Origin of the sequence: Halomonas sp. Cn5-12 (genome assembly GCF_021532545.1) — a bacterium.
GTDB classification, from domain to species: domain Bacteria; phylum Pseudomonadota; class Gammaproteobacteria; order Pseudomonadales; family Halomonadaceae; genus Vreelandella; species Vreelandella aquamarina.
Window position 1 is genome coordinate 58,668 of the sequence record NZ_JAKGAY010000007.1, and the last position, 14,277, is coordinate 72,944.

Consider the following 14,277-nt stretch of genomic DNA (forward strand, 5'->3'; position numbering starts at 1 on the left):
GTTATCATGACAAACGAATTACCGCCTGCTGAGCTCGCTCAACGTCTTGAATCGTTGGAGAGTCGGCTGGCCTATCAGGAGCACTGGCTGGACACTCTGGATCAAGCGGTCGCCCAGCAGGAGCGCCGCTTGGAAAAACTGGAGCAGCTAAGCGCCTTGATGCGCGAACGGCTACGCGAGCAGCATCAGGCGCTCCAGGCGGGCGACTCCCAAGGCAGTTTTCGTCCAGAAGACGATATCCCACCCCACTATTAAGCCACGACTCGCGGCTTCTTGCCCGCCCAAAAGCGGTAGGATTACCTCACCATGCTGGCTGGGGCAACGCTTTCCAGCCCAAATGCATCGGCAACGGCACCATAGGTCACCTTGCCGTTGTGAGCGTTAAGGCCGGGCAGGAAGTGCGCATCATCGGCTAATGCTTTCTGCCAGCCTTTATCCGCCAGCGCCAGTACGAAAGGCAGCGTAGCGTTGGTCAGCCCTAAGGTAGAGGTACGCGCCACGGCACCGGGCATATTGGCCACGCAGTAGTGCACAATCAAGATCAGCTCGGCGTTTTACCACAGCGCATCAATATTGGGCTCGATAGTAGCGCCAGCCTGCACGCTCACTGTATGGCCCCGCCCGGTTAACTCGCGCGCGCTGGTGGGCGTCAGTGCGACGCGGCATTCATGGTTTTTGATCTCTTTCGGGACGGCAATTTTCATGATTGGTTCTCCTGATTCAGGCAGATGTCATACGTTGCTAAGTGCATTACAGCACAGCAAACAAGCACCACCACCCCCGGAGAGAAAAACAAAAAACGCCGGCTAAGGCGTTTTTTAGCAGAAGAATCTAGCGGTTAAGGACCCTAGGCGAAAAAATCAACGCCCTTATTAAACGTCACTCTTCGTTCACCACCGCACCACCATAAATACGCTGGTACTCTTCAGGCAGGCGTTTCGGGCGGCCGCTTGAGAGCGCGACACAGGCAAACCGAGTACGGGCGTTCAACAGCGTTTTGCCATCCGCAACGCGCTTGAGCTGAAAGCGGCGTGTCAGGCTAAAGCGGCCGTCACACGCCACGATCCACGTTGCCAGCTGCAGCGCGTCACCCGCAAAGGCAGGCGCCAGATAGTCCAACTCATGCCGGTGCACCACCATTGCCCTATCTAAAGCTTGATAGCGCTCAAGGGATAGCCCCAACGCCTCGGAGTGCGCCCAGCTAATTTGCTCAACCCAGCGCAAGTACTCGCTGTTATTAACGTGCTGGTAGGCGTCAATCGCCTCTGGCAGCACGTTAAAGTCAATGACAAACGGATCTGGCAGTGCCCACTCCATGTGGCTATCTCCTTTCTGTGACTATCTCACATCCGCTAACCGCTAATGGCCGTGCTCAGTCGCGGAACACACGCACGCCCAATGCCTTCAGGTAAGACGTTTCTGGAATGGCCGGGTGCACCGGGTGATCCGGCCCTTGGTGGCCCTGGAAGATCACTTGACCCTGGCGGTCTTGGTGGCGCACTGCACCGCGCACCACATCGACCAAACGATCAGACGCAAGGTGCATGGAGCAAGATGCCGACAGCAGCAGGCCATCTCGGCCCAGCAAACGCATCGCTTCACGGTTAAGACGCGAGTAGGCGCGCTCACCGTTGGGGATATCCTTACGCTTTTTAATAAACGCAGGCGGATCGAGAATCACCACATCGAACTGCTCGCCATCTGCCTTTAGCGCCGCCAGGGCTTCAAAAGCATCGCCTTCACCAATCGCCACCTGCTCTTGAACGCCATTCAGCTCGGCGTTGCGCGCCACTTGCTCCAGCGCCGCGCCGGATGCATCCACGCAGAGCACTTCTGATGCACCGCTGGCCGCCGCCTGAACGCCCCAGCCACCCACGTAGCTGAATACGTCTAGCACGCGCTTACCGGCCACTTGGCTGTTGAGCCAAGCACGGTTCACACGGTGATCATAGAACCAGCCGGTTTTCTGGCCGTTTAGCACCGGCACGGCAAAGGTGACGCCATTTTCGACCAGCAGCACTTCGTCAGGCAGCGTACCTTTGACGACTTCCACGTGGGCTTCCAGGCCCTCCTGGCGGCGGCCACCGGTGTCGTTACGGAAGACGATAGCACTCGGCTTAACCACTTTCTCCAGGGCGTCAACGATATCTTCCGCCAGTGCCTGCATACCGGCGGTGTTGAGCTGCACCACCAGCACATCGCCGAAACGATCAATCACCAGGCCAGGCAGCAGGTCGCCCTCGCCATGAATCAGGCGATAAAACGGCTGATCAAACAGGCGCTGGCGCAGCGCTAGGGCCTGATTAAAGCGATGCACGAACAGCGAGCGGTCCAGGCGCATTTCAGGGTCGCGAGACATGATGCGGCCGCAGATCAGCGAGTGCGGGTTCACGTAGGCAACGCCCAGGGTTTTACCGTTGGACGCCTCTACCAGCGCAGGCTCGCCCGCCGCAAAGTTTTTCAGCGGCGTCTCTTTGATATCGACTTCGTTGGAGTAGATCCACAGATGGCCAGCTTTTAAGCGGCGATCGGCGTTTTTATTCAAGCGCAGGCGTTGGGTCACAACAATCTCCAAAAGAGCAAGCTGACAGTGCACTTAGGCACTGTAAGCATAAAAACAGTTAACCGCCCAAGGCGGCGATTAACGCTGGCAACCGGGGCAAAACACACTGGCACGTTGACCCAGGGTAATGCGCTTCAGCTCGCTGCCACAGCGTAGGCAAGGCTGCCCGTGGCGTCCGTAAACATTCAGCCGCTGGGCGAAGTAACCAGGCTCGCCTTGGCCGCTGACAAAATCGCGCAGCGTGGTGCCACCTTGGGTAATGGCCGCCGCCAACACCTCTTTGACGGCCGCCGCTAGCGCGTCGTAGCGCGCTTGGGAAACTCGCCCCGCCGCACGGCGCGGGTCGATGCCTGCCATAAACAGCGCTTCGGCGGCATAAATATTGCCCGCACCCACCACCACACGGTTGTCCATCAAAAAGGGCTTTACTGCCACCCGCTTATTACGCGACAGACGGTAGAGCCACTGGCCGTTGAAGGCATCGCTAAGCGGTTCAGGGCCAAGGTGAGCAAGGCGGGTATCGCGGCTGCCGTCGCCCTGCTGCCAGTCGACAAACCCAAACCGACGCGGGTCATGGTAGCGCAGCACGTAGCCGCTAGCGGTCACCACATCCACATGGTCGTGCTTTTTCGGCAAATCCCCCAGGCGGGCAATACGCAGGCTGCCCGACATGCCTAAGTGCCACAGCAGCGTGGCACTGCCATCAGCGGTGGCTAGCGGAATCTGCAGGTATTTAGCTCGTCGGGCCAACTCGCCCACTCGTGCGCCGATTAAGCGTTCGGCCAGGTCGTCCGGCACTGGTACCCGCAGGCGTGGCTGGCGCACCCGCACTTCGGTAATTTCTTGCCCCTCTATATAGGGGGCGATGCCACGTCGCGTGGTTTCAACTTCAGGCAGTTCGGGCATGATGAAAGCCTATGATGACAGCACAGTGACAGCGATTAACGGCCAAGGCGCTAACGACAGACATGCAAAAACCCGGCTTTAGGCCGGGTTTTTCAACAGGCGCTCGCCTGCGGTGAAAGCCGATCATCGTAATCGCGATTACTTGATCTTGGCTTCCTTGTAGATAACGTGCTTACGGACCACCGGGTCGTATTTCTTGAATTCGAACTTATCCGGGGTGTTCCGCTTGTTCTTATCAGTGGTGTAGAAGTGGCCTGTACCGGCACTAGACACCAGCTTGATCTTATCGCGCATGGTTTAACTCTCCCAAAAGTGCTTAGCAAAAAGCTGGCTTAGATAGCGTCGCCGCGTTTGCGGATATCGGCCAGAACCGTCTCGATACCTTTCTTGTCGATGATGCGCATGCCTTTAGAGGAAACGCGCAGCTTGACGAAGCGGTTTTCAGACTCAACCCAAAAACGATGGGTGTGCAGGTTCGGCAAGAAACGACGACGTGTCTTACGCTGGGAGTGAGAAACGTTATTACCAGTTACCGGACGCTTGCCGGTAACCTGACATACTTTGGACATGAGAGCCTCCAACCGCTTGGCGAGTTGTTCAAAACTGTCGGGCAAACCGGAGCAGGGAGGGAGTCGACGCAGTTAACCGCCTAGCTGTACCCAAATCCGTTATTCAACCCAAGTTCAAAGGTGGCACTTTATACCAGAGCACCTAGCTACCAGCAAGCGAAACCGCCCAAAAAGCCCAAAAAAGCGCTTTTTTGGACAATTTACTTAGAAAAAGGGCAAAGACCGAAGGGTCGAGCACACGTCTTCTGCTGCTGATGCTGCTGAAAATTACCGCTATAGCCAGCCACGCTCGGCAAATGACACCACTTCTCCGTCCCCCACCACAAAATGATCGAGTACCCGCACGTCAAAGAGTGCAAGAGCATCTTTTAAGCGTTCAGTGATACGTCGATCAGCATCGCTGGGCTCAGCCACACCCGATGGGTGATTGTGGGCCAGGATGACAGCACCAGCGTGTAACTCAAGCGCACGCTTGGCAACTTCGCGGGGGTAAACGGATGCGCTGTCTAGGGTACCGCGAAACAGGGATTCATAGCGAATAATTCGATGCTGTGTATCCAAAAAAAGTACGGCGAACTCTTCATGCCCCAAGTGACGCAGCTGTGAGCTCAAATAGTGGCGCACCAACGCAGGCGACGTTAGGGCATTGCCACGAGCCAGTTGGCTGGCCAAATGCCGTCGAGAGAGCTCTAGGGTGGCCTGCAACTGGGCAAATTTAGCACTTCCCAGACCACGGGCGGAGCAGAACTGGGTTTGGTCCGCCTCAAGCAACTGCCTTAACCCCCCAAAGTTCGCCAGCAAATCCCGCGCCAAGTCTACCGCCGAGCGCCCCTGCACGCCTACTCGCAGAAAAATCGCTAACAGCTCGGCATCCGAAAGCGCCTGCGCGCCCATATTCAACAGCTTTTCCCGTGGCCGCTCACCTTCGGGCCAATGATTAATCCCCATCCACGCCTCCCTAATGGTTCTTTTAACGCACTGCCATGACCACCAGCCTCACTATACCTCGCATTATGGCGAATCTGCCGAGCATGCCAAAATAATCAGCCAAATGGTATGGTAAGCCCCTTGTTGATCGTCACACTGGACTGCCCACCATGGCCCCACTTTCGCACTCCTCCTTATCGTCGCTAGCGGGTAAGCGCCTGCTGCTGGGCGTTAGCGCTGGCATCGCGGCCTACAAAAGCGCCCTTATCGTGCGGCAGCTAAAACAGGCTGGCTGCGAGGTTCGTGTAGTGATGACCGAGGGAGCCCAAGCGTTTATTACTCCTCTTACCCTGCAGGCTCTTTCCGGCGAACCGGTGCGTACCTCGCTACTCGACCCTGAGGCGGAAGCTGGCATGGGGCATATCGAGCTGGCCCGCTGGGCGGATGCCATCATCGTCGCCCCGGCCACCGCCGACTTGATCGCGCGGCTGGTCCATGGCATGGCGGATGACTTACTGACCACTCTATGCCTTGCTTCTGAAGCACCGCGCCTCATCGCCCCTGCGATGAATCAGGCCATGTGGCGCCACCCAACCACTCAGCGCAATGTGAAACAGCTGGCCACCGATGGCTGGCAGCTGATTGGCCCGGCGGCGGGCGATCAGGCCTGCGGCGACGTCGGCCCAGGGCGCATGAGCGAGCCTGATGAAATTCTGGAGGCCGTGAGCCGCCATTTTGCACCGCCCATTACCCCTTCGGCCAGCGCCCCCCATGTCGTGATTACCGCTGGCCCCACGCGGGAGGCACTAGACCCTGTCCGCTACCTGTCGAATCACAGCTCGGGGAAGATGGGCTATGCCCTGGCGGCCGAGGCGGCCGCACAAGGCGCACGAGTAACGCTGATCAGCGGCCCGGTGAATTTGCCTACTCCCCAAGGAGTCGAGCGACTCAACGTCGAAACCGCCGTACAAATGCATACAGCAGCGCTTGAGCTAGCGCCCCAGGCGGCGCTGTTTATCGGCTGCGCAGCGGTAGCCGACTACCGCGCCGCCAACGCGGCCGAGCACAAGCTGAAAAAAACCGACGACCAGGACACCCTAACGCTCACGCTGGTGAAAAATCCCGACATCATTGCCGATGTGGCGGCGCTACCGGACGGCCAGCGCCCCTTTGTCGTGGGCTTTGCCGCCGAGACCCAAGACATCGAGCGTTACGCCCAGGATAAGCTCGCCCGCAAAGGGCTCGATATGATCGTCGCCAACGATGTTTCCCAGCAGGGGCTGGGATTTGGCAGCGACGACAACGCGGCGCTCCTGCTATGGCGAACATCCGACGGTAGTGACCGACTCGTCGCACCGCCACAGCCTAAAACGCAGCTGGCCGCGCTGATCGTTCGGCACGCCCTCACCCACCTCTCTTTGACCTCTTCTGGAGCCTAACCATGAGCAGCCCCCGACCTCGCCTGCAGTGCAATGTGTTGGATGAGCGCCTGCACGACTATCTCCCCACCTATGCCACGACAGGCTCTGCGGGCATGGACTTACGCGCCCTGCTGGATGAGCCGCTCATCCTTGCCCCCAGCGAATGTCAGCTCGTCCGCACCGGCCTTGCCATCTATATTGAAGATCCGGGTTTAGCGGGAATGATTCTGCCGCGCTCTGGCCTAGGCCATAAACACGGCATCGTGCTGGGTAACCTAGTTGGGCTCATCGACTCCGACTACCAGGGCGAGCTAATGATCTCGGTATGGAATCGCGGCCAGGACAGCTTCACGATTGCGCCCTTCGAGCGGCTCGCCCAGTACGTTCTGGTCCCCGTGGTGCAAGCTGAACTCGATATCGTCGATAGCTTTACCGACTCTACTCGCGGCAGCGGCGGTTTCGGCAGCACCGGCCGTCAGTAACCCCGTTCGCCAGCCCACTCCCTTTCAGCGTTTTTCAAGGATCGATGATGACCGTACCCGCTTCGATATTTCGCGCTTACGATATTCGCGGCATCGTGGATGACACATTAAGCGAAGCCACTACCGAGCTGATTGGCCGTGCCGTCGGCTCTGAAGCTGCCGTTCGTGGCGAGCAGACGGTGATTGTGGCGCGAGATGGCCGCACCTCTGGGCCGCGCCTGCAAGCAGCGCTCATTCGCGGCCTTCAGGCCGCCGGGCGGGACGTTATCGATATCGGCATGGTGCCCACGCCGGTGCTCTACTTCGCCACCCACACGCTGCCAGAGAGCCGCTCAGGGGTGATGCTCACCGGCAGCCACAACCCGCCGGACTACAACGGCTTTAAAATCGTCCTGGCGGGGGAAACATTATCGGGCGACGCGATTACTGCGCTCTTTGAGCGCATTCAAGCGGGCAATTTCACCCAGGGCCAGGGCAGCGTGAGCAGCCAAGATCTGCGCGCCAGCTACCTGGAACGCATCTTGAGTGATGTGAAGGTAACACGCCCGCTTAGCGCCGTGGTGGATTGCGGCAACGGGGTGGCTGGCGAGCTAGGCCCGCAGCTTATTCAGCGGCTTGGGGTCACCACCACACCACTGTTTGACGAGATCGATGGCCGCTTCCCCAACCATCACCCCGACCCCGGCAAGCCGGAAAACCTGCAGGATCTGATCCACCACGTCCAACAGAGCGGTGCCGACATCGGCCTTGCCTTCGACGGCGACGGTGACCGCCTGGGCGTCGTGACGCCCCGTGGGCGTATGATTTACCCTGACCACCTGTTGATGCACTTTGCCACCGATATGCTGTCGCGCAACCCTGGTGCCAAGGTGGTCTTCGATATCAAGTGCACCGGCAATCTTGCCCGGGTGATTAGCGAGGCTGGCGGCGAGCCTGAGATGTGGCGCACCGGCCACTCACTGATCAAAGCGCGTATGAAAGAGACCGACGCGCTGCTGGGCGGCGAAATGAGCGGACATATCTTCTTTAAAGAGCGCTGGTACGGCTTTGATGACGGCCTCTACTCAGCCGCACGGCTGCTGGAGATTCTTGCCCAATTCCCCGGCGACGCGGACACTTTCTTTGACCAATTCCCCCAAGATGTCAGTACGCCAGAAATTAACGTCAGCGTTGCCGATGAAGAAAAATTTGCCATTATCGAGACACTTGCCAGAGAGGGCGACTTCGGCGAAGGTATCAAAACCACGCTGGATGGCATTCGCGTTGATTACACCGACGGCTGGGGATTGTGTCGCGCCTCTAATACGACGCCCGCCCTGGTACTGCGTTTCGAGGGAAAAGATAGCGCAGCGCTCGCTCGAATCCGCGAGCGCTTTGAAAAAGCGCTACATGGCGTCGCGCCTACACTGACCATACCGGCCACCACAACGACATGATCGCGCCCTTAGAACGCGCGACGTGTTAAAAAATGCTGTCATCCAGGCGCGTAAGCGCCTAGCAACGCAACAGACATTAAAAAGAGCAAAGGGACAACGTCATGAGTTCAGCTAGCCGCGACCCCCAGGTCGTTGTGGAGGTGCTGTCAGAAGCGCTTCCCTATATTCAGCAATTTTCCGGCAAAACTGTCGTCGTGAAATATGGCGGCAATGCCATGACCGAAGACACGCTGATCGACTCATTTGCTCGCAACATCGTGCTGATGAAGGAAGTTGGCATTAATCCGGTGGTGGTTCACGGCGGCGGCCCGCAAATCGGCAGCCTGCTAGAAAAGCTCAATATCGAATCCCGCTTTGTTAATGGCATGCGCGTTACCGACTCGCAAACCATGGACGTTGTAGAGATGGTGCTGGGCGGACTGGTGAACAAAAGCATCGTCAACCTGATTAACCAAAGCGGCGGCAAGGCGATTGGCCTGACTGGCAAAGATGGCGCCCAGATTCGCGCCCGGCAGCTGAAGGTGGAGCACCAGAGCCCGGAGATGACCGCGCCGGAAATCATCGATATCGGCCATGTCGGCGAAGTGGAGTCGATCTCCACTGACCTGATCGAGATGCTGGCCGCCCGGGACTTTATTCCGGTCATCGCTCCCATCGGCGTGGATGACAAAGGCAATAGCTACAACATCAACGCCGATCTGGTAGCAGGCAAGCTGGCCGAAGCGCTGAACGCCGAGAAGCTGATGCTGCTGACCAACGTGGCGGGCTTGATGAACAGCGAAGGCAAGGTGCTAACAGGGCTCACCACCGCCCAGGTAGACGGCCTGATTGCCGATGGCACCATTTACGGCGGGATGCTACCCAAAATCCGCTGCGCGCTGGATGCCGTGAAAGGCGGTGTGAACAGCGCCCATATTATTGATGGCCGCGTTCCTCATGCGGTGCTACTAGAAATCTTTACCAACGCCGGGGTAGGTACCCTGATCACTGACGCAGCTTAATCGCGACGGAGGGCAAGAGTCATGAGTGACGATCGCAAACCTCGCCGCCGCGAGCAAATTCTGCAGGCGTTAGCCATCATGCTGGAAGAGGACAGTGGCAAGCGGATCACCACGGCCGCACTGGCGCGCCAAGTGGGCGTTTCCGAAGCGGCGCTGTATCGCCACTTCCCCAGCAAGGCGCGCATGTTCGAGGGACTGATCGACTTCATCGAAGAGAGCATTTTCGCACGCATTACCCGCATTCTGGATGACATCCCCGACGCCACGACCCGCTGCGGGACGATTCTCTCGCTCCTGCTCGGATTTGCCGAGAAGAACCCTGGGCTTGCCAGGGTGCTAGGGGGCGATGTGCTCACCGGTGAAACCTCACGGCTGCGCCAGCGGGTACACCAGCTCTTCGAGCGCCTGGAAACCCAGCTCAAGCAGGTGCTGCGGGAAGCCGAGCTGCGCGAAGGGCGGCGCACCAGCATCACCGCCTCAGCAGCGGCCAACCTGCTCATCGCCCAGGCCGAAGGGCGTATTTCGCAATACGTCCGCAGCGACTTCAAGCGGCTGCCTACCGAGTATTGGGAGGATCAGTGGACGCTACTCTCGGGCCAGCTATTTAGAAACGCTTCCCAACCCGCATAATGAGGCGCGTGCTCTCAGCACATGCACAAAGCAAATGAAAACACCCCGCCGTAACGATACCGGCGGGGCGTTTTCCTGCGTGAGGCGTGAGTGTTACGCAGCGATGGCCGCGTCGCCCATTTTCTGGCGCAGTTTCTTCATGGCGTTCTTTTCGAGCTGGCGAATGCGCTCAGCGCTAACGCCGTACACATCGGCCAAATCGTGCAACGTGGCTTTGTCATCGGTGAGCCAGCGGCGCTGCAAAATGTCCCGCGAGCGCTCGTCCAACGCTTTGAGTGCCAGTTGAAGACGGCGCGTGGCGTCTTCCTCGAAGTCGCTGTCTTCGAGCTGTGTCGCCGGGTCAGCGGAAGCGTCATCGAGGAAGTACGCTGGCGCTTGATACGTACTCTCTTCGTCGTCACTGGGCGATGCGTCGTACCCTGCGTCGAATGCCGAGAGGCGCCCTTCCATATCGCGCACAACTTCCGGTTTCACGTCGAGATCTTTGGCAATTGCGTCGACCTCGTCGTTGTTCAGCCATGCCAAACGCTTTTTCGCGCTGCGCAAGTTGAAAAACAGCTTACGCTGAGCTTTGGTGGTAGCGATTTTAACGATGCGCCAGTTACGCAGCACAAACTCGTGAATCTCTGCCTTGATCCAATGCACGGCAAACGATACCAGGCGCACGCCCTGGTTAGGGTCGAAACGCTTGACCGCCTTCATCAGGCCAACATTACCTTCCTGAATCAGATCTGCCTGCGGCAGACCGTAACCGGAGTAGCTGCGAGCAATATGCACCACGAAACGAAGGTGCGATAGCACCAGTCGACGTGCCGCCTCAAGATCGCCCTCATCGTAAAGGCGGAACGCCAGCTCGCGCTCCTCTTCGACGCTCAGCACCGCGATGCCATTCACCGCTTGAATGTAGCCACCCAGGTCATTGCCTGGTGAAAACTGTCCCACCGGTAGAAGACTAGTGCTCATATGCAGATGGCCTCCCTTAAAACCTATCGTGGTTGACGTGCTGGCGTCGCGTGAATGTGCGCAGCCAAACGTCTTGCGTTAACCTTAAGACCTTAGGCGAACCCAGAGGTTCAAACGATCGACGCACAGCTGGCATCGATCACGCCACGGGGGTAGAAATTCCCGTGACTGCCCGCATGGACAATATCGCGAAGTCTATGTACTGCCTATAACGTGAAGATGACAACGCGACAGACGCATGCTCAGCGCGGGCGTATGCTGGAAAGATGGCGCGTGACGGCAAGCCAAGCGCCCAGCCAGCCAAGTAGTATACTGCAGGATAGCAGAATTGTAGAGCCTGTTACATCTAGCTGCGGCAAGGTGAAGCTGGCACCGTAGCTGGCCGCCAGCGCCGCTACCGGCAGTGAGAGCCAGTGATTACCCAAGGCCAACAGACCCAGCGCCAAAAGCCCGCCGCCAGCGCCATACCAGGCTCCACTGTACAAGAACGGGCGACGTACGAAGGCGTGCGTTGCGCCGATCAGCATGACCACTTCGATTTCACGGCGTCGACTCTCCACCGCCAAGCGAATGGTATTACCGACGACCAGCAGTACACCGAAACCAAACAGCACCCCCAGCGCCAGCGCCACGCGGCGTCCCAACGCCGCCAGATGGCGCAGCCGCTCGACCCAGGCCAAATCGACGCGTACTTCATCGATGCCAGTTACCCCCTCGAGCCGCTCGGCCAGTTCAGCCATCGCAGCGGGCTCTACATTTTGAGGGGAAATGACGATACTCGTGGGGAGCGGATTATCGTCAAGCCCTGCCAGGGTATCGTCGATGCCCAACGACTGCTGGAAATCCGCCATGCCCTGCTCTGGGCTGATCATGCGCGTCTGCGCCACGCCGCCGTCAGCACTCACCGCCTCTTCGATCCGAGCCGCCTGCGCTGCATCAATCCCCATATCGAGATAAACGGTGAGCGACGCGCTTTCATCCAGCTCGGCATCCAGCAGCTTGGCGCTGTCCAACGTCAGCCATAGAGCAGCGGGAAGTACCAAGGCAATGGCAATGGCCAGCATGGTCAGCAGGTTTCCCAACGGGTAGCGCACCAGTCGAAAAAGGCTATCCAGCGCCATGGCCCGGTGGTGACGCCCCCAGGCACGCAGGCGACTGCTAAAACGTGTTTGCTGAGCGCGCGCCCCACTGCGAGGGGCTGTTTCCGAGGCAGGTGCGGCGGGCTTGGGTGTTTGGCGCTTACCCCGAGGGGCGGCGCCGCTTTGGCGAGCATTGGCTGAGCGCTTCATGCAGCCCCCTCATCGGCGACTAAACGACCGTCCTGCAGACGCAGAATCCGATGACGCAAGCGCGCAATCAGCGCCAAATCGTGGCTAGCGATCATGACCGTAGTGCCGATGCGGTTGAAGTCCTCGAACAGCCCCATGATGTCGGCGGAGAGCTGGGGGTCTAGGTTACCGGTGGGCTCATCGGCAAGCAGCAGCGCGGGCTTATTAACCACGGCGCGGGCAATGCCCACCCGCTGCTGCTCACCGCCGGAAAGCTCGATGGGCAGGGCTTTTTCACGGTGCAACAGGCCGACTTTATCCAGTGCTGCCCGCACCCGCCTCGCCGCCTCTCGGGGCTCTACACCCTGAATTTCTAGCGGCAGCGAAACGTTATGGAACACGCTGCGATCAAATAGCAGCTGGTGGTCCTGAAATACCACGCCAATCTGGCGACGATAAAACGGCACCTGGCTGGCGTGGAGCTGAGCAATGTCATGCCCGGCTACCACTACTCGCCCACGGCTGGGCTTTTCTAGGCGCATAATCAGCCGCAGTAGCGAGCTTTTTCCCGCCCCGGAGTGGCCAGTCAGAAACACCATTTCGCCTCTCGCCACGCGAAAGTTCAGATGCGCCAGCGCGTCAAAGCGCCCTCCATAGCGCTTTCCCACATGCTCAAAAGCAATCATGCGCGACCATCATCCCCTTGACGGTCAAACAGCGCGTTGACGAAGTCGTTAGCATTGAAGGGGCGCAAGTCGTCCAGACCCTCACCCACCCCGATAAAGCGAATCGGCGTTTCTAGCTGTTTCGCCAGGGCAAAGATAATCCCGCCTTTGGCGGTGCCATCCAGCTTGGTTAAAGTAATGCCGCTAATCGGCACCGCCTCATTAAAAGTAGTGGCCTGGGAAATTGCGTTCTGCCCCGTGCCTGCATCCAGCACGAGCATGACCTCGTGGGGCGCCGTGTCATCGAGCTTCTGCATCACACGGTGCACCTTTTTCAGCTCTTCCATCAGGTGGCTCTTGTTGTGCAGCCGCCCGGCGGTATCGGCGATCAGCACATCTACGCCGCGAGACTTGGCGGCCGCCACTGCGTCGTAAATCACCGAAGCGCTGTCAGCCCCGGTGTGCTGAGCAATCACCGGTACACTGTTGCGCTCGCCCCACACTTTAAGCTGTTCCACCGCCGCCGCACGGAAGGTATCCCCGGCTGCCAGCATGACGCTCTTGCCTTCGCGCTGGAAACGCTGGGTGAGCTTGCCGATGGTGGTGGTTTTACCCACGCCGTTGACCCCCACCACCAGAATAACGAAGGGGCCGTCGCTCTCTTTCTCGAAGCTGAGCGGCGCAGACACGGGAGCCAGCAGCGCGGCCAGCTCCTCCTGTAGGCCGCGATAGAGCGCTTCGGGATTATTCAGCTCTTTGCGGGAAACCCGTGCCTCAAGGCGCTCGATGATTTCGCTCGTCGCTTCGATGCCCACATCGGCCATGAGCAGCTGAGTTTCCAGATCCTCCAGCAGCTCGTCATCGATATGCTTTTTGCCAAGGAACAGGTCGGCCAAGCCGTCAGTAAGATTGGCGCGGGTTTTCCCCAGGCCAGATTTGATGCGCGCAAACCAGCCTTTCTTCTCGCCTTTTTCGGATACCGGCTTCTCTTGAAGCGCAGGCTTCGCGGCTGGCTCTGGCTCTGGCTCTGGCTCTGGCTCTGGCTCTGGCTCTGGCTCTGGCTCTGGCTCTGGCTCTGGCTCTGGCTCTGGCTCTGGCTCTGGCTCTGGCTCTGGCACAGTGTCCATGATTGGCGCGGGGGTGACTTCCTCGTCAACGCCCGTTGGCTGAACGTCCTCTTTGCTCACCGGCTCAGGCGACTGCTCCTGAGCAAGCACCTCAGTGGGTTCGTTTTCGCGCTCCGGCGCGGGCTTGGGCGGCTCTTCTGCCAGCGGTTCGGAAGGTGCTGATACATCAGCAGCAGGCTCCTTATCAGGCGCGCCTTCGGGCTCGTCTAGCAGCGCTGGCTGCTCTTGGGCGTCTTGAGGCTCCTGCTGGGAGTCGTGCTTTTTCTTACGTTTGAAAAAACCGAACATAGGTGTCATCCGACTAAATAGGTGAACATTG

The 14,277-nt window shown here is 58.9% G+C and carries 17 protein-coding genes and 1 pseudogene; 6 read left to right on the plus strand and 12 right to left on the minus strand.

The annotated features are described in order from the left end of the window. Window positions 1-6 precede the first annotated feature (6 nt). A complete protein-coding gene (locus tag L1249_RS06065) occupies window positions 7-255 on the plus strand; it encodes a SlyX family protein (protein ID WP_228168617.1) in 249 nt (82 codons plus the stop codon). Between the two features lie 41 nt (window positions 256-296). On the opposite strand, the pseudogene L1249_RS06070 reads toward L1249_RS06065, so the two are convergent. The 8 genes and pseudogenes from L1249_RS06070 to radC form a co-directional block, all read right to left on the minus strand. After that, a pseudogene (locus L1249_RS06070) lies at window positions 297-536 on the minus strand (alanine dehydrogenase); the annotation flags it as partial. An 18-nt stretch (window positions 537-554) separates the two neighbouring features. Next, on the minus strand, window positions 555-704 hold the full coding sequence (locus L1249_RS06075; protein WP_235253445.1) for a hypothetical protein: 150 nt from the start codon (window positions 702-704) through the stop codon (window positions 555-557). A 175-nt stretch (window positions 705-879) separates the two neighbouring features. Continuing rightward, the gene (locus L1249_RS06080) at window positions 880-1,317 is read right to left on the minus strand and encodes an acyl-CoA thioesterase (protein ID WP_213262812.1); all 438 of its coding nucleotides are present in this window, start codon (window positions 1,315-1,317) and stop codon (window positions 880-882) included. A 55-nt stretch (window positions 1,318-1,372) separates the two neighbouring features. After that, window positions 1,373-2,563, minus strand: coding sequence for a class I SAM-dependent rRNA methyltransferase (locus L1249_RS06085; protein ID WP_172515366.1), 1,191 nt, complete (start codon window positions 2,561-2,563; stop codon window positions 1,373-1,375). 78 nt (window positions 2,564-2,641) lie between these two features. Next, window positions 2,642-3,469, minus strand: a complete 828-nt coding sequence (gene mutM, locus L1249_RS06090; RefSeq protein ID WP_044629735.1) for a bifunctional DNA-formamidopyrimidine glycosylase/DNA-(apurinic or apyrimidinic site) lyase — start codon at window positions 3,467-3,469, stop codon at window positions 2,642-2,644. Between the two features lie 138 nt (window positions 3,470-3,607). Further along, on the minus strand, window positions 3,608-3,763 hold the full coding sequence (gene rpmG / locus L1249_RS06095) for a 50S ribosomal protein L33 (RefSeq protein ID WP_009098622.1): 156 nt from the start codon (window positions 3,761-3,763) through the stop codon (window positions 3,608-3,610). A 38-nt stretch (window positions 3,764-3,801) separates the two neighbouring features. Continuing rightward, window positions 3,802-4,038, minus strand: a complete 237-nt coding sequence (gene rpmB / locus L1249_RS06100) for a 50S ribosomal protein L28 (protein ID WP_038481085.1) — start codon at window positions 4,036-4,038, stop codon at window positions 3,802-3,804. A 273-nt stretch (window positions 4,039-4,311) separates the two neighbouring features. After that, window positions 4,312-4,986, minus strand: a complete 675-nt coding sequence (gene radC, locus L1249_RS06105; RefSeq protein WP_044629736.1) for a RadC family protein — start codon at window positions 4,984-4,986, stop codon at window positions 4,312-4,314. 149 nt (window positions 4,987-5,135) lie between these two features. Between radC and coaBC the strand changes: the two genes are divergently transcribed. From coaBC to slmA, 5 genes are all read left to right on the plus strand, one after another. Next, on the plus strand, window positions 5,136-6,404 hold the full coding sequence (gene coaBC, locus L1249_RS06110; RefSeq protein ID WP_058579696.1) for a bifunctional phosphopantothenoylcysteine decarboxylase/phosphopantothenate--cysteine ligase CoaBC: 1,269 nt from the start codon (window positions 5,136-5,138) through the stop codon (window positions 6,402-6,404). A 2-nt stretch (window positions 6,405-6,406) separates the two neighbouring features. Next, entirely contained in the window at window positions 6,407-6,868 is a 462-nt protein-coding gene (gene dut / locus L1249_RS06115) for a dUTP diphosphatase (protein ID WP_062359444.1), read from the plus strand. A 47-nt stretch (window positions 6,869-6,915) separates the two neighbouring features. Further along, a complete protein-coding gene (locus tag L1249_RS06120; RefSeq protein ID WP_235253447.1) occupies window positions 6,916-8,304 on the plus strand; it encodes a phosphomannomutase/phosphoglucomutase in 1,389 nt (462 codons plus the stop codon). 101 nt (window positions 8,305-8,405) lie between these two features. Beyond that, window positions 8,406-9,305: an acetylglutamate kinase gene (argB, locus tag L1249_RS06125; protein ID WP_235253449.1), complete on the plus strand. Its 900-nt coding sequence runs from the start codon at window positions 8,406-8,408 to the stop codon at window positions 9,303-9,305. 21 nt (window positions 9,306-9,326) lie between these two features. Continuing rightward, complete coding sequence (slmA, locus tag L1249_RS06130) at window positions 9,327-9,935, plus strand: nucleoid occlusion factor SlmA (RefSeq protein WP_062359446.1); 609 nt, start codon at window positions 9,327-9,329, stop codon at window positions 9,933-9,935. 93 nt (window positions 9,936-10,028) lie between these two features. Here slmA and rpoH read toward each other — a convergent pair whose 3' ends face one another. The 4 genes from rpoH to ftsY form a co-directional block, all read right to left on the minus strand. Further along, window positions 10,029-10,898, minus strand: coding sequence for an RNA polymerase sigma factor RpoH (rpoH, locus tag L1249_RS06135; RefSeq protein WP_054644929.1), 870 nt, complete (start codon window positions 10,896-10,898; stop codon window positions 10,029-10,031). A 242-nt stretch (window positions 10,899-11,140) separates the two neighbouring features. Next, window positions 11,141-12,187 carry a permease-like cell division protein FtsX gene (gene ftsX, locus L1249_RS06140; protein ID WP_235253450.1) on the minus strand — a complete coding sequence of 349 codons (1,047 nt, stop codon included), beginning with the start codon at window positions 12,185-12,187 and terminating at the stop codon, window positions 11,141-11,143. Continuing rightward, window positions 12,184-12,852: a cell division ATP-binding protein FtsE gene (ftsE, locus tag L1249_RS06145; protein WP_058579699.1), complete on the minus strand. Its 669-nt coding sequence runs from the start codon at window positions 12,850-12,852 to the stop codon at window positions 12,184-12,186. The genes ftsX and ftsE overlap by 4 nt, the downstream gene beginning before the upstream one ends. Next, on the minus strand, window positions 12,849-14,246 hold the full coding sequence (gene ftsY, locus L1249_RS06150; RefSeq protein WP_235253452.1) for a signal recognition particle-docking protein FtsY: 1,398 nt from the start codon (window positions 14,244-14,246) through the stop codon (window positions 12,849-12,851). Before ftsY ends, ftsE begins: the two co-directional genes overlap by 4 nt. Window positions 14,247-14,277 lie beyond the last annotated feature (31 nt).

Coding starts and splice junctions, on each gene's coding strand:
- slmA (WP_062359446.1), top strand. CDS start 9,327: ATGAGTGACGATCGCAAACCTCGCCGCCGCGAGCAAATTCTGCAGGCG.
- mutM (WP_044629735.1), bottom strand. CDS start 3,469: ATGCCCGAACTGCCTGAAGTTGAAACCACGCGACGTGGCATCGCCCCC.
- radC (WP_044629736.1), bottom strand. CDS start 4,986: ATGGGGATTAATCATTGGCCCGAAGGTGAGCGGCCACGGGAAAAGCTG.
- L1249_RS06075 (WP_235253445.1), bottom strand. CDS start 704: ATGAAAATTGCCGTCCCGAAAGAGATCAAAAACCATGAATGCCGCGTC.
- ftsY (WP_235253452.1), bottom strand. CDS start 14,246: ATGTTCGGTTTTTTCAAACGTAAGAAAAAGCACGACTCCCAGCAGGAG.
- argB (WP_235253449.1), top strand. CDS start 8,406: ATGAGTTCAGCTAGCCGCGACCCCCAGGTCGTTGTGGAGGTGCTGTCA.
- ftsX (WP_235253450.1), bottom strand. CDS start 12,187: ATGAAGCGCTCAGCCAATGCTCGCCAAAGCGGCGCCGCCCCTCGGGGT.
- rpoH (WP_054644929.1), bottom strand. CDS start 10,898: ATGAGCACTAGTCTTCTACCGGTGGGACAGTTTTCACCAGGCAATGAC.
- ftsE (WP_058579699.1), bottom strand. CDS start 12,852: ATGATTGCTTTTGAGCATGTGGGAAAGCGCTATGGAGGGCGCTTTGAC.
- rpmG (WP_009098622.1), bottom strand. CDS start 3,763: ATGCGCGATAAGATCAAGCTGGTGTCTAGTGCCGGTACAGGCCACTTC.
- L1249_RS06065 (WP_228168617.1), top strand. CDS start 7: ATGACAAACGAATTACCGCCTGCTGAGCTCGCTCAACGTCTTGAATCG.
- L1249_RS06080 (WP_213262812.1), bottom strand. CDS start 1,317: ATGGAGTGGGCACTGCCAGATCCGTTTGTCATTGACTTTAACGTGCTG.
- L1249_RS06120 (WP_235253447.1), top strand. CDS start 6,916: ATGACCGTACCCGCTTCGATATTTCGCGCTTACGATATTCGCGGCATC.
- rpmB (WP_038481085.1), bottom strand. CDS start 4,038: ATGTCCAAAGTATGTCAGGTTACCGGCAAGCGTCCGGTAACTGGTAAT.
- coaBC (WP_058579696.1), top strand. CDS start 5,136: ATGGCCCCACTTTCGCACTCCTCCTTATCGTCGCTAGCGGGTAAGCGC.
- dut (WP_062359444.1), top strand. CDS start 6,407: ATGAGCAGCCCCCGACCTCGCCTGCAGTGCAATGTGTTGGATGAGCGC.